Source organism: Pseudomonas uvaldensis (assembly GCF_021271205.1).
Lineage (GTDB): Bacteria > Pseudomonadota > Gammaproteobacteria > Pseudomonadales > Pseudomonadaceae > Aquipseudomonas > Aquipseudomonas uvaldensis.
The window spans coordinates 328,142-354,413 of the sequence record NZ_JAIWKS010000005.1; the positions used below are offsets into that span (position 1 = coordinate 328,142).

Sequence of the window (26,272 nt, forward strand, 5' to 3'; positions counted from 1 at the left end):
GCGAGCCTGCTCGCGATAGGTCGACCCGAACAACACAAGACTCACTGGATGATCAGGTTGTTGAACAACAGATCGTCCACCATCGGCTTGCCGGTCTCGTCGTTCATCACCTGCTGGGTCTGTTTCAACGCTTCCTGACGCAGTTTTTCCTTGGCTTCGAGGTTGTTCATCGTCTCGCTGGTCTGCTGCGCAAACAGTGCGACCAGCTGGTTACGGATCAGCGGCTCGTTGGCCTTGACCGCTGCAGCGGCAGCATCGCCGGTGACGCGCAGGGCCACGTCAGCCTTGTAGACCTTCAGCTTCGCCGTGCCATCGAGACCATAATTACCCACGAACGGCGGGCTCAGGGTGATGTAACTGACCTTCGGCGCCTCGCCTTCCTTCGCTTCCTTGGCCTCTTCGGCCATCACTGCCACAGGCAGCGACAGGGCCAGCATCAACATGATCCACGCTTTCACATTCGACTCCTCATCCGGTTTGCGGCCCAGCATACCGCCCCGCCGCTCAAGCACAAGCTTATGGCTGGCTATCAGGGCAGGGCATGCTCGTTGACCCATTGACTCTCACACCTACACTTATCGGCCAACACTCCCAAAGGAATAGCCCTGATGAAAGCCGTGCTGTGCAAAGAATTCGGCCCCGCCGAATCGCTGGTGCTGGAAGACGTCGCCAGCCCCATCACGAAAAAGAACGAAGTGCTGCTGGACGTGCATGCTGCCGGGGTGAATTTCCCCGACACGCTGATCATCGAGGGCAAATACCAATTCAAACCGCCCTTCCCTTTTTCTCCCGGCGGCGAAGCGGCGGGCGTTGTCAGTGAAGTGGGCGAAAAGGTCAGCCACCTGAAAGTCGGTGACCGGGTCATGGCGCTGACCGGTTGGGGCAGCTTTGCCGAGCAAGTGGCGGTGCCGGGCTACAATGTCCTGCCCATTCCTCCGACCATGGATTTCAACACCGCCGCGGCCTTCAGCATGACCTACGGCACTTCGATGCACGCCCTCAAGCAGCGGGCCAATCTGCAACCTGGCGAAACCCTGCTGGTACTCGGTGCATCCGGCGGCGTCGGCCTGGCAGCGGTGGAGATCGGCAAGACCATGGGCGCGCGGGTCATTGCCGCCGCCAGCAGCCCGGAGAAGCTCGCCGTCGCCAAGGCGGCCGGCGCCGATGAATTGGTCGACTACAGCGCAACCAGTCTCAAGGATGAAATCAAGCGCCTCACCGACGGCCAGGGCGCCGACGTGATCTACGACCCGGTGGGCGGTGACCTGTTCGACCAGGCCATCCGTGCCATTGCCTGGAACGGCCGATTGCTGGTGGTGGGGTTTGCCAGCGGACGCATCCCCGAACTGCCGGTAAACCTGGCCCTTCTCAAGGGCGCCGCCGTACTCGGCGTTTTCTGGGGCTCCTTCGCCCAACGCCAGCCCCAGGACAACGCCGCCAACTTCCAGCAGCTGTTCGGCTGGTTCGCCGAGGGGAAACTCAAGCCGCTGGTTTCTCAGGTGTATCCATTGAGCAATGCCGCCCAGGCGATCAATGACCTTGGGCAGCGCAAGGCCGTGGGGAAGGTGGTGGTGCAGGTGCGCTGAAACATCTCGATGTGAAACCGAGTTGCCGCCCTCGCGAGGGCGGTGACACAAATAATCGTCCGCGCCTGAAAAGCCATGTTCACTTAAGAACATTCAATAACGAAAATTTCCCCTATTTAAATGACGATAGGCAATGCTATTTTCGGTAACGAAACTGTAACATTCATATCCGCAGTCATAACAAGAATCTGGAGCCCTTGAATGTTTGCTTTCTTTCGTCCTGCCGCTCATCAGGCGTCCCTGCCTGAAGAAAAAATAGACAGCACCTATCGACGCCTTCGCTGGCAAATTTTTGCCGGGATCTTCATCGGGTATGCAGGCTACTACCTGCTGCGCAAGAACTTTTCCCTGGCCATGCCCTACCTGATCGACGAAGGCTACTCCCGCGGCCAGCTGGGCCTCGCCATGTCGGCCATCGCCATTGCCTATGGGCTCTCGAAATTCCTGATGGGCCTGGTGTCCGACCGTTCCAACCCACGCTACTTCCTGCCATTCGGCCTGCTGGTTTCTGCGGGGGTGATGTTTATCTTCGGTTTCGCACCTTGGGCGACGTCCAGTGTGACCATGATGTTCATCTTGCTGTTCATCAACGGCTGGGCCCAGGGCATGGGTTGGCCACCCAGTGGTCGGACCATGGTGCACTGGTGGTCACAGAAGGAACGCGGCGGCGTGGTGTCGGTCTGGAACGTGGCACATAACGTCGGCGGCGGCCTGATCGGCCCGCTGTTCCTGCTGGGAATGGGTTGGTTCAACGACTGGCATGCGGCGTTCTATGTACCGGCCGCCGTAGCGCTGATGGTCGCGTTGTTCGCCTTCGTGACGATGCGTGACACCCCGCAATCGGTGGGCCTGCCGCCGATCGAGAAATACAAGAACGATTACCCGGAAGGCTACGACGCCAGCCACGAGAAGGAATTCAGCGCCAAGGAAATCTTCGTCAAATACGTGCTGCGCAACAAGATGCTCTGGTACATCGCCATGGCGAACGTGTTCGTCTATCTGCTGCGCTATGGGGTACTGGACTGGGCGCCGACCTATCTCAAGGAAGCCAAGGGCTTCACGGTGGACAAGAGTTCCTGGGCCTATTTCTTCTATGAGTGGGCGGGCATTCCCGGCACGCTGCTGTGCGGCTGGATGTCGGACAAGATCTTCCGGGGCAACCGTGGCCTGACAGGCATGGTGTTCATGGCGCTGGTGACGGTGGCGACCTTGGTCTACTGGCTGAACCCGGCCGGCAACCCGACCGTCGACATGATCGCCCTGGTGTCCATTGGCTTCCTGATCTACGGCCCGGTGATGCTGATCGGCCTACAGGCGCTCGAGTTGGCACCGAAGAAAGCCGCAGGTACCGCCGCCGGCTTCACCGGTCTGTTTGGTTATCTCGGCGGCTCCGTCGCAGCCAGCGCCGCTATGGGCTACACCGTGGACCATTTCGGCTGGAACGGTGGCTTCGTGTTGCTCGTGGGCGCCTGCCTGCTGGCAATGGCCTTCCTTGCGCCAACCCTGTGGCACAAACAAGTTGCCAGTCAGAGCCGCGAGGCGGTGGCCTGATCCTGGGCTGATCTGCAACGCCTGAGTCGCGCCTCCAGATTCCGGTCTGGCATGGCGTGGCTGCGCAGGGCGAGGATGGTCTGCTCGACGTAATCACGAGTCGTGCCATAACGCCCACAGGCGCTTTCGAACACTTGGCTCAGCACATGATCCGGCAGGTTGCCGGCATAGCTGGGCAGGTGTCGCTCCAGCACGAACCCCAGGGCCTGCACCCGACGCCCATTTTCCAGACGGCAACTGAGCCAGTGCGGGCGATAGGACGGAAACGGCATCTCGCGCTGCCACAAGGCAAACAGCGAGTCTTCAAGGTTCTCTTCCGGCAATCGGTAGGCAAAACCGCTGCAAGAACCACCCCGGTCCAACCCAAACACCAACCCCGGCCATTCGGGCGTGCCGCGATGTTCGTGGGACCACAGGTACAACCCTCGATGATACCCATGAACCCGACCGCGCACCCGCTCCACCGCCGTGCACTCTGGCCGCCAGATCAACGAACCGTAGGCAAATAACCAGACGGGGCCGCCTTGGTGCAGGCGCATGGTCGAGTGCATCGAAGCGAGCAATTGTTCACGGGTCAGCTGCGGCCCCAGGTCGAGGCGTGGCGGATACAGGGCACAGGTAATGGCGGTTTCGATAGCGGTCATGGCCGGTAGCGTTTGGCTCGCGGTTCGAAGTGACTTGGCGCGTCAGGCTGCTGACGTTTGGCACAAACGAGGCAAGTTAAATGCCATCGCGCGCCTATATACGTTATCGGTATTGAGCCCCGAACCTAAATACCGATACGAAATATAGGGAGTTATAACCCGCTGTGGTGGGCAAGCTTGCTTCTCGCCACAGCCTCATGGTTGCCGGGTTCAGTTCGTCATGCCCGCGGAGCGTAGGCAAACACGTCGGCCCGCATCTGGTGGGCGTCCATTCCGGCTTCCACCAGCGCATCGAGCGTGGCATAGATCATCGCCGGCGAACCGCTGGCATAAACGTGGACGCCAGAGAGGTCGCTGATGTCCTCGCACACAGCCTCGTGGAGCATTCCACAGCGCCCTTCCCAACCACACAGATCGCTGACGACCTTATGCAGGAAGAGATTGGGCAGCTTCTTCCACTCGTCCCAATGCTCGATCTCATAGAAATCGTCCGGACGTCGCACGCCCCAGTACAGGTGTACCGGGTGTTTGAAGCCTTCGGCGCGGCAATACTCGATCAGGCTGTGCATCTGCGCCATGCCGGTGCCAGCAGCAATCAGCACCAGCGGGCCATCAGGCAGTTCGGACAGGTGGGTGTCGCCAAACGGCATCTCTACGTGCACGTTAGGATTACGGCGCAATTGCTCAAGAAGGGTCTTGGCACTGTTTTCGCGCACCAGCACGTGCAACTGTAGATTGCGCCCCGAGTGCGGGGCCGAGGCCAGGGAAAAGGCCGATTTCTCGCCATTTTCCCGCTCGACCATCAGGTATTGTCCCGCGTGATAACGTGGCGGCTTACCCGCCGGCGCACGCAGATTTACCCGCCAGACATCGCCCCCCACGTCGACGCACTCCACGACCTGGCAGGCCAGGCGGCGAACCGGCAACTCACCCGGTGCCAGCACGCCGTCCCACAGCACGACGCAATCTTCCAGGGGTTGGGCGATGCAGGTGAAAATTTCACCGTGATCGCGTACTTCGCCCGCCTGCTCAACGCGTCCCTCCACCAGCAACGCGCCACAGACATGGCAGTTGCCGTTGCGGCAGCTTTGCGGGCACTCGTAGCCCAGGCGCCGCGCACCGTCGAGAATCCGCTCTGCGGGCTGTATTTCCAGCACCGCGCCGGAAGGCTGCAGGGTTACACGCATCAATCTATTCCTAACTGATTCCATATGGCATCGATCCGTTGGGTAACGGCTTCATCCTTGACGATAACCCGGCCCCACTCACGGGTGGTTTCACCGGGCCATTTGTGCGTGGCATCGAGTCCCATCTTCGATCCCAGGCCGGACACCGGCGAGGCGAAGTCGAGGTAATCGATCGGCGTGTTGTCGATCATCACCGTGTCGCGCTTGGGGTCCATGCGCGTGGTGACGGCCCAGATCACGTCGTTCCAGTCCCGTGCGTTGATATCGTCGTCAGTGACGATAACGAACTTGGTGTACATGAACTGTCGCAGAAACGACCAGACCCCCAGCATCACGCGCTTGGCGTGCCCTGGATACGACTTCTTCATGGTCACCACGGCCATGCGGTACGAACAGCCCTCAGGCGGCAGGTAGAAATCGGTGATCTCCGGAAATTGCTTCTGCAGGATCGGCACGAAGACTTCGTTCAGCGCCACGCCGAGAATGGCCGGCTCGTCCGGCGGCCGTCCCGTGTAGGTGCTGTGGTAGATCGGCTTGGTCCGGTGGGTGATGCGCTCGACGGTGAACACGGGGAAGCTGTCGACTTCATTGTAATAGCCGGTGTGGTCACCATAGGGACCTTCGTCCGCCATTTCGCCGGGGTGGATCACGCCTTCGAGGATGATCTCGGCGGTGGCCGGGACTTGCAGATCGTTGCCGCGGCATTTCACCAGCTCGGTGCGGTTGCCGCGCAGCAGGCCGGCGAATGCATATTCGGAAAGTGTGTCCGGCACGGGCGTGACGGCCCCAAGGATGGTCGCCGGGTCCGCGCCCAGGGCCACGGACACCGGGAATGGCTGGCCGGGATGTTTTTCACACCATTCGCGGTAATCCAGCGCGCCGCCACGGTGGCTGAGCCAACGCATGATGACCTTGTTGCGGCCGATCACCTGCTGTCGATAGATCCCGAGATTCTGGCGATCCTTGTTCGGGCCTTTGGTGACCGTCAGCCCCCAGGTGATCAACGGCCCCACATCGCCCGGCCAGCAGGTCTGCACCGGCAGCATGGCCAGGTCGACATCGTCGCCCTCGATCACCACTTCCTGGCAGATCGCGTCCTTGACGACTTTCGGTGCCATGGAAATGATCTTGCGGAAGATCGGCAGCTTGGACCAGGCATCCTTCAGCCCCTTCGGCGGCTCGGGCTCCTTGAGAAACGCCAGCAGCTTGCCGATTTCCCGCAACTCGCTGACGGCCTCGGCCCCCATGCCCAGGGCCACTCGCTCCGGTGTGCCGAACAGGTTGCCCAAGACCGGGATGTCAAAACCGGTGGGGTTTTCAAACAGCAGCGCCGGGCCCTTGGCTCGCAGGGTGCGGTCGCAGACCTCGGTCATTTCCAGCACGGGGGATACCGGCACCTGGATGCGCTTGAGTTCGCCGCGCTGTTCCAGACCGCTGATAAAGTCGCGCAAATCGCGATACTGCATGCAAAAGCCTCATGGTAGCCGTGGCGTTCGGGGGCCCGAGTTTAACGCCGCCCGTTCCGAATAGTGAATGCACAGATAGCAAAAAGCCGGGTTTCCCCGGCTCTAGCTGGTCTATCCCGCCCGATTTACTTACGCTTCATCGACAGGAAGAACTCATCGTTGGTCTTGGTGGTTTTCAACTTGTCCACCAGGAACTCGATAGCCGCCACTTCATCCATCGGGTGCAACAGCTTGCGCAGGATCCACATGCGCTGCAGCTCGTCGTCGGCGGTCAACAACTCTTCGCGGCGCGTGCCGGAACGGTTGATGTTGATGGCCGGGAACACACGCTTTTCGGCGATGCGACGGTCAAGAGGCAACTCCATGTTGCCGGTGCCCTTGAATTCTTCGTAGATCACTTCGTCCATCTTCGAGCCGGTTTCAACCAGCGCGGTGGCGATGATGGTCAACGAACCGCCTTCCTCGATGTTGCGCGCCGCACCGAAGAAACGCTTCGGTTTTTCCAGGGCGTGGGCGTCGACACCACCGGTCAGCACCTTGCCGGAGCTCGGGATCACGGTGTTGTAGGCACGGGCCAGACGGGTGATGGAGTCCAACAGGATGACCACGTCCTTCTTGTGCTCGACCAGGCGCTTGGCCTTCTCGATCACCATTTCGGCAACCTGCACGTGGCGGGTTGGCGGCTCGTCGAACGTCGAGGCGACCACTTCGCCGCGCACGGTGCGCTGCATCTCGGTCACTTCTTCCGGACGTTCGTCGATCAGCAGCACGATCAGATGAACTTCAGGGTTGTTACGGGCGATGTTGGCCGCGATGTTCTGCAGCATGATCGTCTTGCCCGCCTTCGGCGGCGCCACGATCAGACCACGCTGGCCTTTGCCGATGGGTGCGCACAGGTCGATGACACGACCGGTGAGGTCTTCGGTGGAGCCGTTGCCGGCTTCCATCTTCATGCGCACGGTCGGGAACAGCGGGGTCAGGTTTTCGAAAAGAATCTTGTTCTTCGCGTTTTCCGGACGGTCGAAGTTGATGGTGTCGACCTTGAGCAACGCGAAGTAACGCTCGCCTTCCTTCGGAGGGCGGATCTTGCCAACGATGGTGTCACCGGTGCGCAAGTTGAAACGGCGGATCTGGCTCGGCGAGACGTAGATATCATCCGGGCCGGCCAGGTAGGAAGCGTCCGCGGAACGGAGAAAGCCGAAGCCGTCCTGGAGAATCTCCAGCACGCCATCACCGGAGATTTCCTCGCCGCTCTTCGCGTGTTTCTTGAGCAGGGAGAAAATCACGTCCTGCTTGCGCGAACGGGCCATATTTTCTAGGCCCATCTGTTCGGCCAATTCGAGCAGTTCGGTAATCGGCTTTTGCTTGAGTTCAGTCAGATTCATATAGGAATGACGTAATCATTTATGGAGGGGAAATTAAGCTTTTGGCTTAATGAGGCCGCGCCGCGGAGAAGGCGACAGGATCGCGTACTTATTCGAAAGGAGAGCGTCGGCGACGGCTTGCAGGGGGCGCTGGAGAAACCAGTGCGGGGCCGAATGTAACACCTGGATTTACGAGCGTCTAGCCCCGCAGAACGAAAAAGCCCCGCGATTGGCGGGGCTTTTACAACGGCATTCAGCGCTTAGAGGTTGGCGTCGATGAAGGCCGCCAGCTGCGACTTCGACAGTGCGCCGACCTTGGTGGCTTCGACGTTGCCGTTCTTGAACAGCATCAGGGTCGGGATACCACGCACGCCGTGCTTGGCCGGAGTCTCCTGGTTTTCGTCAATGTTCAGCTTGGCAACGGTCAGCTTGCCCTTGTAGGTCTCGGCAATTTCGTCCAGGACCGGCGCGATCATCTTGCACGGACCGCACCACTCAGCCCAATAGTCGACCAGTACCGCGCCTTCGGCATTGATTACGTCAGCCTCGAAGCTAGCGTCGCTAACGTGTTTGATCAGATCGCTGCTCATGGAATTCTCCGGGGTTGTCAGCAAAAAAAACGTGGCCCATCATAGCGGCCCTTCCCGGGTTCAGGAAGCCGCAGTTGATTGAGTCTCGCTATGACGGAGCATGCAACCGTGTATCGCCCGGCTCAAGAAGCAGCGGGGGCGACAAAGGCGATTCCGGTGCGCAGCGCAGCGTTACGTACATGTTCCTGCATGGCTTTTTGCGCGGGGCCCGATGCACGGCGGGCCAGTGCGCGGAGGATCTTGCGGTGCTCCTGCCAGGTTTCCATGGCCCGCTCGGCCCTGATGAACGGTAGCTTCTGGCTCTCCAGGAAGATCTCGGCGCTGGCAGAGAGGATGCTCAGCATTGCCTGGTTGCCGCTGGCCAGCAGGATTCGTCGATGGAATTCGAAATCCAGTCGTGCCGCCGCGTCAAAATGCCCTGACTTCAACTCCCGGCGCATGGCTTCGACATTGTCCTCCAGCACGTCGAGCTCCCCGGGAGTCAGCGTCACCGCCGCCAACCCGGCCGCGAAGCCTTCCAGCGCATAACGCAACTGGAAAATGTCCATTGGCGAGGCCTGGGCTGCGAACGGCCAGGCCGGGGTCGACTCGTTGCGCGAAACGTCCACCTGGGACTGCACGAACACCCCTTTGCCCGGCTGCACGCTGATCATGCCCAAGGCGCTCAACGACGAAAGCGCCTCGCGCAGCGATGCCCGACTCACGCCCAATCGCACGGCCAGATCGCGTTGCGACGGCAGCGCATCGCCCGGACCGAAGCCCTGTTCGACGATCAGTTTGCGGATGGCTTGCAACGCCACTTCAGGGACGGCGCGAGGGGTGGAATTCATGTTCTTTTCGACAGACCGGACCAGTGAGCGGCTAGTTGTAAAGCTATTCGGCGCGCCCGGCAAGTCGTGCCCCAGCGGGGTTCGGCGGCCAATACCAACGCTCGATAACGGTGCGAAATGCGGCGCAACTGTTCAGACCAGTAAGACCGCCTCTCACCAGTAAAACCGAGGCTTTCACCACCGGAAAATCGCCTTGGCACGCACCGTGCTCTGTCGCAATGCAGAAACCACATCACCGATCCCGGAGATACGCCATGACCCCGCGTTTCAGCGCCCTGCTCACTGCCCTGTTTGCCAGCTTGATGCTTTGTCAGATTCCCGCACACGCCGATGGCCTTGAAGATGTGGTCAAGCGCGGCACCCTGAAAGTCGCGGTGCCCCAGGACTTTCCACCCTTTGGCTCGGTAGGCCCGGACATGAAACCCCGGGGCCTGGACATCGATACGGCGAAGCTGCTGGCCGATCAGCTCAAGGTCAAGCTTGAACTGACGCCGGTCAACAGCACCAACCGCATTCCCTTCCTGACCACCGGCAAGGTTGATCTGGTGATCTCCAGCCTGGGCAAGAACCCGGAACGTGAGAAGGTCATCGACTTTTCCAGCGCCTATGCGCCGTTCTACCTCGCCGTGTTCGGCCCGCCCGAGGCGACTATCAATGGCCTGGATGATCTCAAGGGCAAGACCATCAGTGTCACCCGTGGCGCCATTGAAGACATCGAGCTGACCAAGGTTGCGCCGCAAGACGCCACCATCAAACGCTTCGAAGACAACAACTCGACCATCGCCGCCTATCTCGCCGGCCAGGTGGACCTGATCGCCAGCGGCAACGTGGTGATGGTGGCCATCAGCGAACGCAACCCCAAGCGTGTGCCGGCCTTGAAAGTGAAGCTCAAGGACTCGCCGGTGTATGTCGGCGTGAACAAGAACGAGCCGGCGCTGCTGGACAAGGTCAACCAGATCCTCGCCACGGCCAAGGCAGACGGCAGCCTGGAGAAAAATTCGCAGACCTGGCTGAAACAGCCACTGCCGGCCGACCTCTGAACGACGTTTAAGGGGCTGAGCATGGCTTATCAGTTCGATTTCCTGCCGGTGGTGCAAAACACCGAGCTGCTGGTGCGCGGCGCGCTGTTCACTCTGGAGTTGACGGCCATAGGCGCACTCTTCGGGGTCGGCCTGGGTATCGTGGGCGCCGTAGTGCGAGCGTGGGATATCCGGCCATTCGCCGCGATTTTCGGCGTGTACGTGGAGTTGATCCGCAACACGCCATTCCTGGTGCAGCTGTTCTTCATCTTCTTCGGCTTGCCGTCCCTGGGCCTGCAGATTTCCGAATGGCAGGCGGCGGTGTTGGCGATGGTGATCAACCTGGGGGCCTATTCCACCGAAATTATCCGCGCCGGCATCCAGGCCATCCCTCGAGGACAGCTGGAAGCCGCTGCGGCCTTGGCGATGAGCCGCTTCGAGGCCTTTCGTCACGTGGTGCTGCTACCAGCGCTGGGCAAGGTCTGGCCGGCCCTGAGCAGTCAGATCATCATCGTGATGCTGGGCTCGGCGGTCTGTTCCCAGATCGCCACCGAAGAGTTGAGTTTCGCCGCCAACTTCATCCAATCGCGCAATTTCCGCGCCTTTGAAACTTATGCGCTGACGACCCTGATCTATTTGTGCATGGCGCTGCTGATCCGCCAGTTCCTGAACTGGCTGGGCCGCCGCTGCCTGTACCGGAGCGCCCAATGAGCGATTTCACTTTCTGGGACGTGGTGCGCAACCTGCTCACGGGCCTGCAATGGACCCTGGCGTTGTCCCTGGTGGCGTTTATCGGTGGGGGCGTGATCGGTTTGCTGGTCCTGGTGCTGCGCATCGCCAAGGGCACCCTGACCCGCCATGTCGCCCGTACCTATATCGAGCTGTTCCAGGGCACACCCTTGCTGATGCAACTGTTCCTGGTGTTCTTCGGCGTAGCCCTGGCCGGGGTGGAGATTTCGCCCTGGATGGCAGCGGCAATTGCCCTCACGCTGTTTACCAGCGCCTACCTGGCGGAGATCTGGCGCGGTTGCGTCGAGGCCATCCCCCATGGCCAATGGGAAGCCTCTTCCAGCCTGGCACTGAACCGGCTGGAGCAGTTGCGCTACGTGATCCTGCCCCAGGCACTGCGCATCGCCGTGGCACCGACCGTCGGGTTCTCGGTGCAAGTGATCAAAGGCACGGCAGTCACCTCGATCATTGGCTTCACCGAACTGACCAAGACCGGCGGCATGCTCGCCAACGCCACGTTCGAGCCCTTTATGGTGTATGGCCTGGTGGCCCTCGGTTACTTCCTGCTCTGCTACCCCTTGTCCCTCAGTGCGCGCTACCTGGAAAGGAGACTGCATGCCTCTGCTTAGAATTTCCGCCCTGCATAAATACTATGGCGACCATCACGTACTCAAAGGCATCGACCTGAGCATCGAGGAAGGCCAGGTGGTCGCGATCATCGGCCGCAGCGGTTCGGGCAAATCCACCTTGCTGCGCACCCTCAATGGCCTGGAATCGATCAACGACGGTGTGATCGAAGTGGACGGCGAATACCTCGACGCCGCCCGCGCCGATCTGCGCAGTCTGCGCCAGAAAGTCGGAATGGTGTTCCAACAGTTCAACCTGTTCCCGCACCTGACCGTTGGCGAAAACGTCATGCTCGCCCCTCAGGTCGTACAGAAAGTATCCAAGGCCAAGGCCGCCGAACTGGCGCGACAGATGCTGGAGCGGGTCGGGCTCGGCGAGAAATTCGATGCATTCCCGGAGCGTCTCTCCGGTGGCCAGCAGCAGCGGGTAGCCATTGCCCGGGCGCTGGCGATGTCCCCCAAGGTCTTGCTGTGCGATGAAATCACCTCGGCCCTGGACCCCGAACTGGTCAATGAAGTGCTCAATGTGGTCCGACAGTTGGCCAAAGAAGGCATGACATTGATCATGGTCACCCACGAAATGCGGTTCGCCCGTGAGGTGGGGGACAAGCTTGTATTCATGCACCAGGGCAAGGTGCATGAAGCGGGGGATCCCAAGGTGCTGTTCGCCCATCCACAGACAGCAGAGCTGGCAAACTTCATCGGGACGGTCGAGTCCGTGGCCTGAAGCATTGTGGCGCCGGTCCTGGCTCCATCATTGGCGTAAGCGGTCGATCGTGGCAGGATGGCAAGGTTATCGACCGAGACTTCCTGACCATGCCGCCATCCCAAGCCAAGAATCTGTCCCTGATCGCCGCCATAGACCTGGGCTCCAACAGTTTCCACATGGTCGTCGCCAAGGCCCAGAACGGGGAAATACGGATTCTCGAACGGCTCGGTGACAAGGTCCAGCTGGCTGCCGGCATCGACGAAGAGCGCCGCCTGAGCGAAGAATCCATCCAGCGTGGGCTCGACTGTCTCAAGCGGTTTGCACAATTGATCAACGGCATGCCCCTGGGCGCAGTGCGGATCGTGGGCACCAACGCCCTGCGCGAGGCGCGCAACCGTGGCGAATTCATCCGCCGCGCCGAGGAAATCCTCGGTCACCCGGTGGAAGTCATCTCCGGCCGTGAAGAAGCCCGCCTGATCTACCTGGGCGTCTCCCACACCCTGGCCGACACCCCCGGCAAGCGCCTGGTGGCGGACATTGGTGGCGGCAGTACGGAGTTCATCATCGGCCAGCGCTTCGAGCCCCTGCTGCGCGAAAGCCTGCAAATGGGCTGCGTCAGCTACACCCAGCGTTATTTCCGCGACGGCAAGATCACCCCGGCCCGCTACGCCCAGGCCTACACGGCGGCACGGCTGGAAATCATGAGTATCGAACACGCCCTGCACCGCCTGACCTGGGACGAAGCCATCGGTTCCTCGGGCACCATTCGCGCCATCGGCCTGGCGCTCAAGGCCGGCGGCCATGGCAACGGCGAAGTCAACGCCGAGGGCCTGGCCTGGCTCAAGCGCAGGCTGTTCAAGCTCGGTGAATCGGACAAGATCGACTTCGAAGGCATCAAGCCCGACCGCCGGGCAATTTTCCCGGCCGGCCTGGCGATTCTCGAGGCCATTTTCGACGCCCTCGAACTGCAACGCATGGACCATTGCGAAGGCGCCCTGCGCGAAGGCGTGCTCTACGACCTGTTGGGACGCCATCACCACGAAGACGTCCGCGAGCGCACTCTGGGTTCGCTCATGGAGCGTTACCACGTCGATCTGGAGCAGGCCGTGCGCGTCGAACGCAAGGCGCTGCACGCCTTCGACCAGGTGGCCGAGGACTGGGACCTGAACGACGGTATCTGGCGCGAACTGCTGGGCTGGGCCGCCAAGGTGCATGAAGTGGGCCTGGACATTGCCCACTATCATTATCACAAGCACGGCGCCTACCTGATCGAACACTCCGACCTGGCGGGTTTTTCCCGGGAAGACCAGCAAATGCTCGCCCTGCTGGTGCGTGGCCACCGGCGCAATATTCCCAAGGACAAGTTCACTGAGTTCGGCGATGACGGCATCAAGCTGATTCGCCTGTGCGTGTTGCTGCGTTTCGCAATCCTGTTCCACCACATCCGCGGCACCCAGGAAATGCCCCAGGTAGCTCTGCACGCCGACGGCGATCAACTGGATGTGATGTTTCCCGACGGCTGGCTGGAAGAAAACCAACTGACCCAGGCCGACTTCGCCCTGGAAGCGGAATGGCTGGCTCGTGTCGGGATCGTGCTGAATATCCACTGATCAGGCGGCGGTGAGAGTCTCCTGTGGCGAGGGAGCAGAGCCTGCCCCCTCCCGCAAACCTCTAGCGAACCGGCAGCACCGGGCTGCTCAAGCGCTCCAGCAAGGTCGCCTGGGCGCTGCGTGGGTTCTGGTTGCCTGTCGGCGTGTTACGGATGTAGCGGCCGTCCGATTGCAGGCTCCAACTGTGGGTATTGTCGGTGAGGTAGCTTTCCAGCTCTTTCTTCACCCGCAGGATCAGTTTCTTGCCCTCTACCGGGAAGCAGGTCTCGACGCGCTTGTCGAGGTTGCGCTCCATCCAGTCGGCGCTGGACAGGAACATCTGCTCCTCGCCACCATTCAGGAAGTAGAACACCCGCGTGTGTTCCAGGAAGCGGCCAATGATCGAGCGCACGTGGATGTTATGGGAAACCCCGGGGATGCCCGGGCGCAGGCAGCACATGCCACGCACCACCAGGTCGATGCGCACGCCCGACTGACTGGCCTTGTACAACGCACGGATGATTTTCGGATCGGTCAGCGAGTTGAACTTGGCAATGATGTGCGCCGGCTTGCCATCCAGGGCGAACTGGGTTTCCCGGGTGATCATGTCGAGCATGCCCTTTTTCAGGGTGAACGGCGCATGCATCAGTTTCTTCATGCGCAAGGTCTTGCCCATGCCGATCAACTGGCTGAACAGTTTGCCGACGTCTTCGCACAAGGCATCGTCGGACGTCAGCAGGCTGTAGTCGGTGTATAGACGGGCGTTGGCCGCGTGGTAGTTGCCGGTGCCCAGGTGGGCGTAACGCACAATCTCACCGGCCTCGCGCCGCAGGATGAGCATCATCTTGGCGTGGGTCTTGAAGCCGACCACGCCATAGATCACCACCGCGCCGGCCGCTTGCAGACGGCTGGCCAGTTGCAGGTTGGACTCTTCATCGAAGCGCGCCCGCAATTCGATCACCGCCGTGACCTCCTTGCCGTTTCGCGCCGCATCCACCAAGGCATCGACGATTTCCGAGTTGGCGCCGCTGCGGTACAGGGTCTGGCGCACCGCCAGGACGTGCGGGTCCTTGGCGGCCTGGCGCAGCAGGTCGACTACCGGAGTGAACGACTCGAACGGGTGCAACAGCAGGATGTCCTGCTTGCTGATCACGCTGAAAATGTTCTCGCTGTTTTGCAGCAATTTCGGGATCTGTGGCGTGAACGGCGAATATTGCAGTTCCGGATGACTGTCCAGGCCGGTGATGCTGAACAGACGGGTGAGGTTGACCGGGCCATTGACCTGGTACAGCTCGGTCTCATGCAGGTTGAACTGCTTGAGCAGGTAATCGGACAGATGTTTCGGGCAGGTGTCGGCCACTTCCAGGCGCACCGCATCGCCATAGCGCCGGGAGAACAGCTCACCGCGCAGGGCGCGGGCCAGGTCCTCGACGTCCTCGGTGTCCACCGACAGGTCGGCGTTACGCGTCAGGCGGAATTGGTAGCAACCCTTCACTTTCATGCCTTGGAACAGGTCATCGGCGTGGGCATGGATCATCGACGACAGGAATACATAGTTGTCGCCAGGGCCGCCGACGTCCTCCGGCACACGGATGATGCGCGGCAACAGGCGTGGCGCGGGGATGATCGCCAGACCGGAATCGCGACCGAAGGCATCGATGCCCTCCAGCTCGACGATGAAGTTCAGGCTCTTGTTGACCAGCAACGGAAACGGGTGAGTCGGGTCAAGGCCGATCGGCGTGATGATAGGCGCAATCTCGTCACGGAAATAGCGGCGCACCCAGGCCTTGAGCTTGGTGGTCCAATAGCGGCGACGAATGAAGCGCACCTGATGCTTTTCCAGCTCCGGCAACAGAATGTCGTTGAGGATCGCATACTGGCGGTCGACCTGGTCGTGAACCAGTTCGCTGATGCGCGCCAGGGCCTGATGGGGTTGCAGGCCGTCGGCGCCGGCCTGTTCGCGGGCGAAGGTGATCTGCTTCTTCAGGCCGGCGACGCGAATCTCGAAGAACTCATCGAGGTTGCTGGAAAAGATCAGCAGGAACTTCAGCCGCTCCAACAACGGATAAGACTCGTCCAGCGCCTGTTCCAGCACGCGGATGTTGAATTGCAGTTGCGACAACTCGCGATGGATGTACAGGCTGCTGTCATCCAGGTTGGGGATCGCAATCGCCGGAACCGGGGCTGGCTCGGTAGCCACCGGGGGAGCAGGCTCCAGCTCCGGTGGCGTCTCGTCGATTTGCTCGACCACGGGTTGAGCGTCTTTTACGGCAACTTCAGTGAGTCCTTCGGTATTCATCGCAAGTTCCTGGGAGGCTATTTCTGCTCTCGTAGCAATTGGGCAGCGCGCACGGCGAAGTAAGTCAGGATGCCATCAGCGCCGGCGCGTTTAAAAGCGGTCAAGGATTCGAGAATCACCCCTTCGCTCAACCAGCCGTTCTGGATCGCCGCCATGTGCATGGCGTACTCGCCGCTGACCTGGTAGACAAAGGTCGGCACTTTGAATTCGTCTTTGACCCGGCAGAGAATGTCGAGGTACGGCATGCCCGGCTTGACCATCACCATGTCGGCCCCTTCCGACAAGTCCGCCGCCACTTCGTGCAAGGCTTCCTGGCTGTTGGCAGGGTCCATCTGATAGGAGGCCTTGTTGGCCTTGCCCAGGTTCAGGGCCGAACCGACGGCATCGCGGAACGGACCGTAATAGGCGCTGGCGTACTTGGCCGAATAGGCCATGATCCGCACATTGACGTGACCCGCCACTTCAAGAGCTTCGCGGATCGCCTGGATGCGACCGTCCATCATGTCCGACGGCGCCACTACCTGGGCGCCGGCCTCGGCGTGGGACAGCGCCTGCTTGACCAGCGCATCGACCGTGACGTCGTTCTGCACATAGCCCTCTTCATCGAGGATGCCGTCCTGTCCGTGGGTGGTGAACGGATCCAGCGCAACGTCGGTGATTACACCCAACTCAGGGAAACGCTCGCGCAAGGCGCGGGTCGCTCGCTGGGCGATGCCCTCTGGATTCCAGGCTTCGGCGGCGTCCAGGGATTTGAGCGCCGGCGGCGTTACCGGGAACAACGCCAGCGCCGGAATCCCCAGCTCAACCCATTTGGCGGCTTCTTCGAGCAACAGATCGATGGTCAGGCGCTCCACGCCGGGCATCGACGTCACTGCTTCGCGACGGTTTTCACCGTCCAACACGAACACCGGCAGGATCAGGTCATTGGTGGTCAACACGTTTTCACGCACGAGCCGACGAGAGAACTCATCACGACGATTGCGACGCAGGCGGGTGGCGGGGAAAAGACGGTTGGCGGGGGTAAAGCTCACGGCAGACTCCTGAGCCCGCGCTGACGGGCAAGCGTGACAGTTATAAGCGGTCATTATGACGAACACATTACAGAAGTGTTGCGCCCGAGCGGCAATGTTCTGGACCTGTGACCCGTCGTCGCAGTTATTGTCGTTGTAGGAATTGTTCACGTCGAGACACATTTCGATACTTTCCTGAATGTGTCTGAAGGGTTAGGCTGCGCGTTCATTTCGCCAGCACCCAGACAATGCTCCAACAATTTCTACATGACTTCGGCTACCTGGCCCTGTTTATCGGCACGTTCTTCGAGGGTGAAACCATCCTCGTGCTCGCAGGCTTCCTGGCGTTCCGTGGCTACATGGACATCAACCTGGTGGTCGTCGTTGCATTCTGCGGCAGCTACGCGGGCGATCAGCTGTGGTATTTCCTGGGACGCAAGCATGGGCGCAAGCTACTGGCTCGCAAGCCCCGCTGGCAGTTGATGGGTGACCGCGCACTGGAGCACATTCGTCGGCATCCGGACATCTGGGTTCTGAGCTTTCGCTTCGTCTACGGCCTGCGCACGGTGATGCCGGTGGCTATCGGCCTCTCGGGCTATCCGCCGGGCCGCTACCTCTTGCTCAACGGCATTGGCGCAGCCATCTGGGCCACCGCGCTGGCCGCGGCGGCGTACCACTTCGGAGCCGCGCTCGAGACCATTCTGCCCAGCATCAAGAAATATGAACTGTGGGTGCTCGGCAGCCTGCTGGTGTTGGGTTTTGGACTGTGGCTGCGCCGCCGGCTAAAGAATGCCCGACTGGCCAGGAAAGTCCTCGAGGCCGAGCGGCTGGAGCAAGCCAGGTCGGGCGAACCTACGACACCCAGCGAGTGAGCCGGTTGCGGCAGCAATACAAGCCAATCCCGCTGAGCAGGCTGTAACAACGTACCCCGGCCCAGGCTATGGCGCTGAGCTGAGCGCTGGCCGGCCATAATCCGACCAGGGGCGCCAGCCATACCAAGGGCAGGTTCGAGGCCAACCGCAACAGCTCCAACCGCAACGCCCAAGGTCGATTCTCCAGGGCGACGCCCAGCACGAACACCCCGAACGCCACCGCCCCCCACCCCAACATCAAGGCGGCGACCGGCAAGCTGCTCTCCAGATTCATCAAATAACTGCCCAGCGCAATGTAGGCACAGAATTGCAGCGCCACGTACCACTGCTGGCGTACGTCCAGCGGCACCTCGAACTTGCGAAACCGGCTCAGGTCCGGTTTGTTCAGAGGATACTTCGCAGCGACGTCCGCCGGCCGCCAACCGGTGGGCATGAACCAGATCCGTAGCTTGTCCCACCACCGTTCGGCCCGCCGGGCGTCGGCCCACAGTTGGGCGTAGAACTGCAGGTTGGCCCACAAGGGATTCCAGCTGGCCAACGGTGTGGTCACGCCAAAAATCACCGGTTCATTCTCGTCTTCCTCCTGGAAGGTGCCGAACAGACGGTCCCAAATAATGAACACCCCTCCGTAGTTGCGATCCATATAGAGAAGGTTCTGCGCATGGTGGGCACGATGATTGGACGGCGTAACGAAGCACCACTCCAGCCAACCGAGCTTGGGAATGTGCTGGGTATGGACCCAGAACTGATACAGCAGATTCAGCGCCGCGACGCTGACGAACACCACCAGCGGGACACCCGACACGGCCAGTGGCAGGTAGAAAATCCAACTCAACAGGAACCCTGTACTGGTCTGGCGCAATGCGGTGGAGAGGTTGTAGTCCTCACTCTGGTGATGCACCGAATGGGCGGCCCAGAGAATGTTGCGTTCATGCCCCATGCGATGCAGCCAGTAGTAACAGAAGTCGTAGAACACAAAAGCCAGAACCCAGACCCAGGCCCGGTCGGCGGGCAATCGGAAAACGGCCAGGTGCTCCAGGGCGAAGGCATAGGTCACCAGGCCTACGCCCTTGGTCAACAACCCGGTGGTAGTAGACAGCACGCCGGTGCTGAGGCTGTTGATCGCATCAGCCACGCGGTAATGGCTGACACCACGCCAGCGATCGGCCAACAGTTCGACGGCAATCAACACGAAGAAGAACGGCACGGCATACAGAATGAAATTCATGATGCGACCCAGTCATGCGAGGCAGGGAGATAGTCGGCAGATTAGGTGTAGCGGCCCGATAACCCTATGGCAACGAGTGACAAATTAGTGGACATTTAACGCCATGAATCTGGAGAAAAGCCCATGAGCAAAAAAGTTGCAGTGATCCTTTCCGGCTGTGGCGTGTACGACGGCGCCGAGATCCATGAAAGCGTGATCACCTTGCTACGCCTCGACCAACGCGGCGCGCAGGTGCAGTGCTTTGCACCCAACATCGCCCAATTGCATGTGATCAATCACCTGACCGGTGAAGAGATGCCCGAAAGCCGAAACGTGCTGGTGGAGTCGGCCCGGATTGCCCGAGGCAACGTGAAGGATTTGCGCGAGGCCAGGGCCGAGGACTTCGATGCCTTGATCGTGCCCGGAGGCTTCGGGTCGGCGAAGAACCTGTCCAATTTTGCCGTCGAAGGCGCAGGCTGCACCGTCCAGCCAGAAGTCCTGGCGCTGGCCGAGGCCTTCGCCGAGGCCGGCAAACCAGTGGGGCTGATCTGTATTTCCCCTGCCCTGGCAGCGAAGATCTATGGTCCAGGCGTGATCTGCACCATCGGCACCGATACCGACACAGCCGCCGCGGTGACCAGAATGGGCGGCACCCATACAGATTGCCCAGTGACAGACATCGTCGAGGACACCGCTCGCAAACTGGTCAGCACCCCGGCCTACATGCTGGCGCAAAACATCAGCGAAGCGGCATCGGGCATCAACAAGCTGGTGGACCGTGTGCTGGAGCTGACCCACGAGAACGACGCCTGATACCGTCGCGTTCTCTGTGGGAGCGGGCTTGCTCGCTCCCACAAAGGTGATCAGAAAACCTGAGCCCGCCGCTTCTCCGCCACCCAGCTGCGCCCGTACAGCACCACAATCGCCACGATCGCGACCACCTGGGCCGCCAGCGAATAAGCGTCGGCGTGGATGCCCAACCAATCGAAATCGAAGAACGGCACCGGACGGGTCCCGAAGATCCCCGCCTCCTGCAATGCCTTCACGCCATGGCCGGCGAATACCACCGACAGCGCACACAGCAATGCCGCGTTGATGCTGAAGAACAGCGCCAATGGCAGACGCGCCGAACCGCGCAGGATCACCCAGGCCAACCCGACCAGCAGCACCAGCGCCGTCGCGCCTCCGGCCAGCACGGCGTTATGCCCGGCGGGGCCGGCCTGCAGCCATAGGGTTTCATAGAACAGGATCACTTCGAACAGCTCGCGGTAGACTGAGAAGAACGCCAGGACAGCGAAACCGAAGCGGCCACCACCGCCCACCAGGCTGCTCTTGATGTAGTCCTGCCAGGCCGCGGCGTGACGCCGGTCGTGCATCCAGACACCCAGCCACAACACCATCACACTGGCGAACAGCGCCGTTGCGCCTTCGAGCAGCTCACGCTGGGCACCGCTGACATCGATTACATAGGCAGCCAAGCCCCAGGTCGCCAGACCGGCGAGCAACGCCAGCCCCCAACCGACGTTGACGCTGCGAACCGCCGATTGCTGGCCGGTGTTGCGCAGGAATGCCAGGATGGCCGCCAGTACCAGAATCGCTTCCAGCCCCTCACGCAACAGGATCAGCAGGCCGGAAATGTAGCTCAGCGACCAGCTCAGGCCATCGCCGCCCAGCAAGCCCGCGGATTCCTCCAGCTTGGCCTTCGCCGCCGCCAGGCGCTGTTCGGCCTGCTCCACCGGCAGGCCGTCCTGCAAGGACTGACGGTAGGCCATCAAGGCTTTTTCCGTATCCTTGCGCACGTTTGCATCCACGTTATCCAGCGAGCTCTCCACCAGCTCGAAACCTTCCAGATAGGCGGCTACCGACAGGTCGTAGGCCTGGTCATGCTCACCGGCACGGTAGGCCGCGATGCTTTTATCCAAGGTGGCGGCAGTGTAGTCGAGCAATTGCGCCGGGCCGCGCTGGACCTGGGGCGGCTGGGCACGCTGGGCGCGGAAGGTGGCCGCAGCGGCTGGGCCTTGCGTCGCGAGGACTTCGGCCGGCGTCTGGCGAGCCAGGTCGGCGAGATTGAAGGTCTGCTCGCCCTTCGCGGCGGCCGGATCGGCACTGAAGCTGGCAATGTAGGTCGCCAGGTCCCAGCGCTGACGGTCGTCGAGCTGGTCGGCGAACGCCGGCATGTCGGTGCCTTCGACGCCCAGGCCGAGGGTGCTGTAGATGGCGTAGAGGCTCAGGTTGTCCAGGCGTTTGCTGTCGCGCAGGTTGGCGGGCGGCGGCTCCAGGCCGACACCGGCGGGGCCATCGCCAGCGCCGCTGTCGCCATGGCAAACCGAGCAGTTCTGAGCGTACAGCGGTGCCCCGCGCGCGGGGTCCGGGGTGATGACCGGTGCCTGGCTGACCTCATAGGCCACCGCCAGCCGGGCCCCCATCTGGCGGGCCATTCGGGCCACCTCGGCGCCATCCTGGCGTTGGCTGATCGCGTTACGCAGGGCGCCGATGCCCTGTGTCAGCTCGGCCTTTTCCGGCTTGGCCGGCAGCGCAACGACCAGCCCCTCCAGCACTTGGATGAATTCCAGTTGTTCGCGGTATTCGGACTCGTCGATGACCTTCCCCGCTTCCACCGTCGCCGGGTAATCCGCACCGATGTAGTCCAGCAGATGCAGCGCCTGTGGGGCGCCTTCAAGGGTGTCGGCCAGCAAATGGGGGCTACACAGGGCCAGCAATGGCAGTGCAAGCCAGCCCAGAAAACGAAGCGGGGCAATCATCAACAATTCTCAGTTGGAAATAAGAAGTAACACATTGTTCACGTCCACAGCCTTCGACTCAAGCGCCGATATGCATCGCTGATGCTTTTTCATCGGATCTTCATGCTTTGGAAGTGATGTCACAAAAACGGCATTTAGGAATTGAAAAGCCATTACATAGCCAACGGCCATGTTTATAATCCCGCCGCCTTCTCGATGTCCGAGGCAAAAAAAGCTCCTCCGAATGCGAGGAACCGACAGCGTTCCGACGCATGTCCGTGGATCGCCCCAGCCCGACCCGCACACCCGGCTGATACCTCAGGGAAGAATGTTTATGGCCTCCCGTGCCGTTTTCTCGGTCGCTCTCGGTGCGATCACCTTGCTGTCAGGCTGTTCGGTTTTCCGTAATTACGACAGCGAACTGGCCCAGACCAACCAACAGCTCGCCTCTGGCAACGTCGATGCGGCCCTGACCCTGCTGGAAAAAAACAACAGCAAGGACAAGGACCTGTTGTACTTCTTCGAAAAAGGCGAGTTGCTGCGCGCCAAGGGCGATCTGTCCGGCAGCCAGGCGGCCTGGACCAGCGCCGACCAGCAGGTCGGCCAATGGGAAGATGCGGTCAAGCTCGACACCGCCAAGTACGTGGCGCAATTCGGTAGCTTCCTGGTCAACGACAAGGTCCGGCGCTACGAAGGGTATGACTACGAAAAGGTCATGCTGACCACGCAGATGGCCCTGAACCTGCTGGCCGTGAATGACTTTGACGGCGCTCGGACCCAAATCAAGAAGACCCACGAACGCGAAGCGGTGATCGCCGATCTGCGGGACAAGCAGTACCTCAAGCGCGAAGAAGAGGCCGAGCAGCAAGGGGTCAGGACCGAGTACAAGGACCTGCAGGGCTATCCGGTGGCCAGTCTCGACGCCCCGGAAGTGGTCGGCCTCAAGAACAGCTATCAGAGCGCATTCAGCCATTATCTGGCCGGTTTCGTCTATGAGGCCCTGGGCGAGAAAAACCTGGCCGCACCGGGTTATCGCAAAGCCGCCGAGCTGCGTCCCAACACCCCGCTGCTGGAACAGGCATTGCTCAACCTCGACAAGCCTGCCGCAAAGAACGATGACAGCGACGTCCTGATCGTGGTGCAAAGTGGCCTGGCGCCGTCCCGTGATTCGATCCGCATCCCCCTGCCCCTGCCCATCAGCGGCAATGTCGTCATCACGCCATTGTCGTTCCCGGTGATCAAGCCCGACACGTCCACAGCTGCCTTCGCCCAGATCGGTGTCGACGGCCGGCAACTGGACCTGACCCAGCTCAACAGCACCACCGCCATGTCCCGCCGCGCCCTGCGCGATGACATGCCGGGCATCATCCTGCGCACCACCGTGCGGGCCATCACCCGTGGCGTGGCGCAAAAGCAGATCAACGAAACCAATCCGCTGGCCGGGCTGGCCGTGGGCCTCACCTCGGCCGTGCTCGAAGGTGCCGACACCCGTACCTGGCGCACCTTGCCGGACTACACCCAGGTGGTCCGCCTGCGCCTGAAGAAAGGCGAGCATGAAATCACCCTGCCAAGCGCGATAGGCGGCTCCGTGGTCAAGGTGGTCGTCGATCAGCGTTACCAGGTGGTCAGCCTGCGGGCCGTGGGCAATCAGGTCTTCGCCGGTGGCCTGGCCGCCCGGGTGATCCCGAGCGCCAACCCGACCGCCATCGCCAGCCTCAAGCAACCTTAAGAACGGAGTCTTGCTCACATGCGTTTAAAACTGATCGCCGTCGGCGCCCTGGCCTTGCTGGCCGGCTGCGCCACCCCGCCGCCACCGGAACCGGGCAGCGCTGCCAGCAAGGTCGTGGCCATGGGCAAAACCAAGAACATCGTGGTGGGCGCCATGCGCGTGGCGCGGGAAAACGGCTACATGACCGTCAACGTGCAGCTGAGTAATACCAGCTACAACAACAAGACGATGTACTACCGCTTCGCCTGGCTGGGACCTGAAGGTTTCCCTATCGCCGAGGAAGAAACCTGGAAAAGCCTGACGCTCTATGGCGAACAGACCAGCTTCCTGCCGGCCATCGCTCCGACACCCAAGGCCGTGGATTTCCGGTTGGAAATCAACACGCCTTGAGGGCAAGCCTGACTGGCACCGCGCACCGTTCCCTTTTTCAGTTTTGAGAGGCCCCACATGTTTCTACGCATTTCATCCCTCGCCCTCGCTGCCCTGCTGGTCAGCGGCTGCGCCAACAACTCCCCGGTATTGGGCAACAAGAACATCACCTACGGCGACACCAAGGCCGTGGAAACCGTGACCAACGAGTTCGGTTCCACCGACCTGCAGATGATCGCCGAATCCATGACCCGCTCCCTGGCCCAGTCCGGCATCCTGCAGGGCCGTCCCGTGGTCCAGGTTTATGATGTGAAGAACAAGACCAGCGAGTACATCGATACCCGCGAGATCACCACCAGCATCAAGACCCAGTTGATGAAGACCGGCGCGGCGCGCTTTGCCAGCGACAACAATGCCATGGACAGCCAGGTCGACCAGCTCAAGCTGCAGAACCAGAGCGGCCTGTACAAGAAGAGTACCGTGGCCAAGACCGGCAACATGATCGCCGCCAAGTACCGTCTCGAAGGCTCCATCAGTTCGATCGTCAAGCGCAGCAGCGACTACAAGGACGTCTTCTACAAATTCAGCCTGCAACTGATCGACGTCGAGAGCGGTCTGGCCGAGTGGATGGACGAGAAAGAAATCCGCAAGACCACGGAGCGCTGAGCCATGCGCACATGGATAGGCATCATGGCCCTGGCCTGTGCGTTCGGCGCGCAGGCGGCCCCGAAAGTCGCCGTCACCGACCTGGCGTATCAGGAGCGGGTGGAAGAATACATCCATACGGTTTCGGCCCAGAGCAACTTCCAGGCGGGCGCCTACAGCGCCAGTGCATCGTCGAGCTACGACGAGATGGAAGCCACCAGCAGCTATATCGAGCAGGGTGAACTGCGCAAGTTCACCGGTGACATCAAGGGTGAGATCCTGCGCAGCGGGATGTTCCAGCTGGTGCAAGGCACGCCCTACACCGCGTCGTCCAAGGGCGATGTCTATGACGTGATCAAGCGCATCAAGGCCGGCCACTTCAAGGGCGCCGACTACGTGCTCTTCGGCACCGTGTCGGACATCGACTTCACCCGCGACGTCAACGAACTGGCCAACACCGACAGCTACTCGGCGGTACTCGCCCTGACCCTGGTGGCCGACTTCAGCCTGATCAACACCAGGACCTTCGAGATCACCTCGGCGTTCACCGCCATGGGGGAAGGCCAGGACACCAAGCTGTTGAACCACCGGGACGTGCGCATCAGCCTGAATCGCCCACGGGTCGTGCGCGAGGTGTCCAAGGCGCTGGGCGAAGATGTGGCGCGGCAGATGAGCGAACAGCTCGGTGGCCCGAGCTACCAGCAACCCGGCGAGCCGGTGCAGCGCAATAACCTGCCCAGGGATAGCGCGCCGGTGATCCTGCGCTGAAGGTTCAGCGATCCCTTGTGGCGAGGGTATGTATCCCCTCGCCACAGGTTTCGTTCGGCTTTACACCGCCGCCTTGCGGATCGTCGCCAGCAAACCCGCCGCGCCGATGAACAACCCTGCAAAGGTCCGGTTCATCCGCCGTTGCTGCTTGGGCGTACGCAACAGGCGCAGAACCTTCGATGCCAGCCCGGTGTAGCCGGCCATGACGACAAGGTCGACGCAGATCATGGTCACGCCCAGGATCAGGTACTGCTTGACCAGGGGCGCATGAGGGTCGATGAACTGCGGCAGCACCGCCAACATGAAGACCAGGGCCTTGGGGTTGCTGATGTTGACCAGGAAACCGCGGAACACCAGCGCCATGGGGTTGCCGATAGGCCGCACCGCCGCGTCGTCGCTGATGTCGCCGGGGATGGCCCGCCACTGTTTGATGCCCAGGTAGACCAGGTAGGCAACGCCAAACCACTTGATGGCATAGAACGCCGTAGCCGACGCGGTGAGGATCGCGCCAACACCCGCGGCGACGATCACGATCTGCAAGGCCAGGCCCAATTGCAGGCCCAGGGCGTTCCAGTAGCCGCGCCAGAAACCGTACTGTAGACCGCTGGACATCGATGCAATGGCACCGGCGCCCGGCGACAGGCTGATCACCCAGCAAGCGGCGAAAAACGCCAGCCATGTTTCCAGCAGCATTGCACACCTCGGCTCAGATTCGTCTAAACGACTAAGCTAATGCGCCGGC

The 26,272-nt window shown here is 61.2% G+C and carries 25 protein-coding genes; 13 read left to right on the forward strand and 12 right to left on the reverse strand.

Translation table 11 applies throughout. The features are described from left to right. Positions 1–41: 41 nt before the first annotated feature. Positions 42–458: a flagellar basal body-associated protein FliL gene (locus tag LCU97_RS13885; RefSeq protein WP_053149666.1), complete on the reverse strand. Its 417-nt coding sequence runs from the start codon at positions 456–458 to the stop codon at positions 42–44. A 150-nt stretch (positions 459–608) separates the two neighbouring features. Between LCU97_RS13885 and LCU97_RS13890 the strand changes: the two genes are divergently transcribed. Further along, positions 609–1,586, forward strand: a complete 978-nt coding sequence (locus LCU97_RS13890) for an NADPH:quinone oxidoreductase family protein (protein ID WP_232776834.1) — start codon at positions 609–611, stop codon at positions 1,584–1,586. 201 nt (positions 1,587–1,787) lie between these two features. Next, positions 1,788–3,137: a glycerol-3-phosphate transporter gene (gene glpT / locus LCU97_RS13895; protein WP_053148441.1), complete on the forward strand. Its 1,350-nt coding sequence runs from the start codon at positions 1,788–1,790 to the stop codon at positions 3,135–3,137. Here glpT and LCU97_RS13900 read toward each other — a convergent pair. From LCU97_RS13900 to LCU97_RS13925, 6 genes are all read right to left on the reverse strand, one after another. Continuing rightward, complete coding sequence (locus LCU97_RS13900; protein WP_053148444.1) at positions 3,113–3,781, reverse strand: gamma-glutamylcyclotransferase; 669 nt, start codon at positions 3,779–3,781, stop codon at positions 3,113–3,115. The two genes, glpT and LCU97_RS13900, sit on opposite strands and share 25 nt — an antisense overlap. Before the next feature lie 218 nt (positions 3,782–3,999). Then, entirely contained in the window at positions 4,000–4,968 is a 969-nt protein-coding gene (locus tag LCU97_RS13905) for a CDP-6-deoxy-delta-3,4-glucoseen reductase (RefSeq protein ID WP_053148447.1), read from the reverse strand. Beyond that, entirely contained in the window at positions 4,968–6,434 is a 1,467-nt protein-coding gene (gene ubiD, locus LCU97_RS13910) for a 4-hydroxy-3-polyprenylbenzoate decarboxylase (RefSeq protein WP_053148450.1), read from the reverse strand. The genes LCU97_RS13905 and ubiD overlap by 1 nt, the downstream gene beginning before the upstream one ends. A gap of 125 nt (positions 6,435–6,559) precedes the next feature. Then, entirely contained in the window at positions 6,560–7,819 is a 1,260-nt protein-coding gene (rho, locus tag LCU97_RS13915) for a transcription termination factor Rho (protein ID WP_053148453.1), read from the reverse strand. 239 nt (positions 7,820–8,058) lie between these two features. After that, positions 8,059–8,388: a thioredoxin TrxA gene (trxA, locus tag LCU97_RS13920; RefSeq protein WP_232776836.1), complete on the reverse strand. Its 330-nt coding sequence runs from the start codon at positions 8,386–8,388 to the stop codon at positions 8,059–8,061. 122 nt (positions 8,389–8,510) lie between these two features. Then, entirely contained in the window at positions 8,511–9,218 is a 708-nt protein-coding gene (locus LCU97_RS13925; RefSeq protein ID WP_232776839.1) for a FadR/GntR family transcriptional regulator, read from the reverse strand. A gap of 254 nt (positions 9,219–9,472) precedes the next feature. Here LCU97_RS13925 and LCU97_RS13930 point away from each other — a divergent pair, with 254 nt between their 5' ends. From LCU97_RS13930 to ppx, 5 genes are all read left to right on the forward strand, one after another. Continuing rightward, positions 9,473–10,258: a transporter substrate-binding domain-containing protein gene (locus tag LCU97_RS13930; RefSeq protein WP_053148459.1), complete on the forward strand. Its 786-nt coding sequence runs from the start codon at positions 9,473–9,475 to the stop codon at positions 10,256–10,258. Between the two features lie 21 nt (positions 10,259–10,279). Continuing rightward, on the forward strand, positions 10,280–10,948 hold the full coding sequence (locus tag LCU97_RS13935; RefSeq protein ID WP_053148462.1) for an amino acid ABC transporter permease: 669 nt from the start codon (positions 10,280–10,282) through the stop codon (positions 10,946–10,948). Then, on the forward strand, positions 10,945–11,595 hold the full coding sequence (locus LCU97_RS13940) for an amino acid ABC transporter permease (RefSeq protein WP_053148465.1): 651 nt from the start codon (positions 10,945–10,947) through the stop codon (positions 11,593–11,595). Before LCU97_RS13935 ends, LCU97_RS13940 begins: the two co-directional genes overlap by 4 nt. After that, the gene (locus LCU97_RS13945; RefSeq protein ID WP_053148468.1) at positions 11,582–12,319 is read left to right on the forward strand and encodes an amino acid ABC transporter ATP-binding protein; all 738 of its coding nucleotides are present in this window, start codon (positions 11,582–11,584) and stop codon (positions 12,317–12,319) included. Before LCU97_RS13940 ends, LCU97_RS13945 begins: the two co-directional genes overlap by 14 nt. 89 nt (positions 12,320–12,408) lie before the next feature. After that, complete coding sequence (gene ppx / locus LCU97_RS13950; protein WP_053148471.1) at positions 12,409–13,911, forward strand: exopolyphosphatase; 1,503 nt, start codon at positions 12,409–12,411, stop codon at positions 13,909–13,911. A 61-nt stretch (positions 13,912–13,972) separates the two neighbouring features. On the opposite strand, the gene ppk1 is transcribed toward ppx, so the two are convergent. Both ppk1 and hemB read right to left on the reverse strand, forming a co-directional pair. After that, on the reverse strand, positions 13,973–16,189 hold the full coding sequence (ppk1, locus tag LCU97_RS13955) for a polyphosphate kinase 1 (protein ID WP_053148474.1): 2,217 nt from the start codon (positions 16,187–16,189) through the stop codon (positions 13,973–13,975). Positions 16,190–16,206: 17 nt separating this feature from the next. Beyond that, positions 16,207–17,220 carry a porphobilinogen synthase gene (gene hemB, locus LCU97_RS13960; RefSeq protein WP_053148477.1) on the reverse strand — a complete coding sequence of 338 codons (1,014 nt, stop codon included), beginning with the start codon at positions 17,218–17,220 and terminating at the stop codon, positions 16,207–16,209. A 227-nt stretch (positions 17,221–17,447) separates the two neighbouring features. On the opposite strand from hemB, the gene LCU97_RS13965 reads away from it, so the two are divergent. Beyond that, the gene (locus LCU97_RS13965; protein ID WP_053148480.1) at positions 17,448–18,071 is read left to right on the forward strand and encodes a DedA family protein; all 624 of its coding nucleotides are present in this window, start codon (positions 17,448–17,450) and stop codon (positions 18,069–18,071) included. On the opposite strand, the gene LCU97_RS13970 is transcribed toward LCU97_RS13965, so the two are convergent. Continuing rightward, a complete protein-coding gene (locus LCU97_RS13970; RefSeq protein WP_232776841.1) occupies positions 18,052–19,299 on the reverse strand; it encodes a sterol desaturase family protein in 1,248 nt (415 codons plus the stop codon). The two genes, LCU97_RS13965 and LCU97_RS13970, sit on opposite strands and share 20 nt — an antisense overlap. Before the next feature lie 123 nt (positions 19,300–19,422). Between LCU97_RS13970 and elbB the strand changes: the two genes are divergently transcribed. Further along, positions 19,423–20,091, forward strand: coding sequence for an isoprenoid biosynthesis glyoxalase ElbB (gene elbB, locus LCU97_RS13975; RefSeq protein WP_053148486.1), 669 nt, complete (start codon positions 19,423–19,425; stop codon positions 20,089–20,091). A gap of 50 nt (positions 20,092–20,141) precedes the next feature. Here the strand turns inward: elbB and LCU97_RS13980 are convergent, their stop codons facing one another. After that, positions 20,142–22,040, reverse strand: a complete 1,899-nt coding sequence (locus tag LCU97_RS13980; protein WP_053148490.1) for a cytochrome c/FTR1 family iron permease — start codon at positions 22,038–22,040, stop codon at positions 20,142–20,144. Positions 22,041–22,353: 313 nt separating this feature from the next. Here LCU97_RS13980 and LCU97_RS13985 point away from each other — a divergent pair, with 313 nt between their 5' ends. The 4 genes from LCU97_RS13985 to LCU97_RS14000 are packed head-to-tail and all read left to right on the forward strand — an operon-like array spanning position 22,354 to position 25,530. Continuing rightward, positions 22,354–23,748: a COG3014 family protein gene (locus LCU97_RS13985; RefSeq protein WP_053148492.1), complete on the forward strand. Its 1,395-nt coding sequence runs from the start codon at positions 22,354–22,356 to the stop codon at positions 23,746–23,748. An 18-nt stretch (positions 23,749–23,766) separates the two neighbouring features. Beyond that, positions 23,767–24,138, forward strand: a complete 372-nt coding sequence (locus LCU97_RS13990; RefSeq protein WP_003206754.1) for a YcfL family protein — start codon at positions 23,767–23,769, stop codon at positions 24,136–24,138. 57 nt (positions 24,139–24,195) lie between these two features. Then, positions 24,196–24,783 (forward strand): penicillin-binding protein activator LpoB, encoded by a 588-nt coding sequence (lpoB, locus tag LCU97_RS13995; RefSeq protein WP_053148495.1) that lies wholly within the window; start codon positions 24,196–24,198, stop codon positions 24,781–24,783. A gap of 3 nt (positions 24,784–24,786) precedes the next feature. Then, positions 24,787–25,530, forward strand: a complete 744-nt coding sequence (locus tag LCU97_RS14000; protein ID WP_053148498.1) for a hypothetical protein — start codon at positions 24,787–24,789, stop codon at positions 25,528–25,530. A 60-nt stretch (positions 25,531–25,590) separates the two neighbouring features. Here the strand turns inward: LCU97_RS14000 and rhtB are convergent, their stop codons facing one another. Beyond that, entirely contained in the window at positions 25,591–26,223 is a 633-nt protein-coding gene (gene rhtB / locus LCU97_RS14005; protein ID WP_232776844.1) for a homoserine/homoserine lactone efflux protein, read from the reverse strand. Positions 26,224–26,272: the final 49 nt, after the last annotated feature.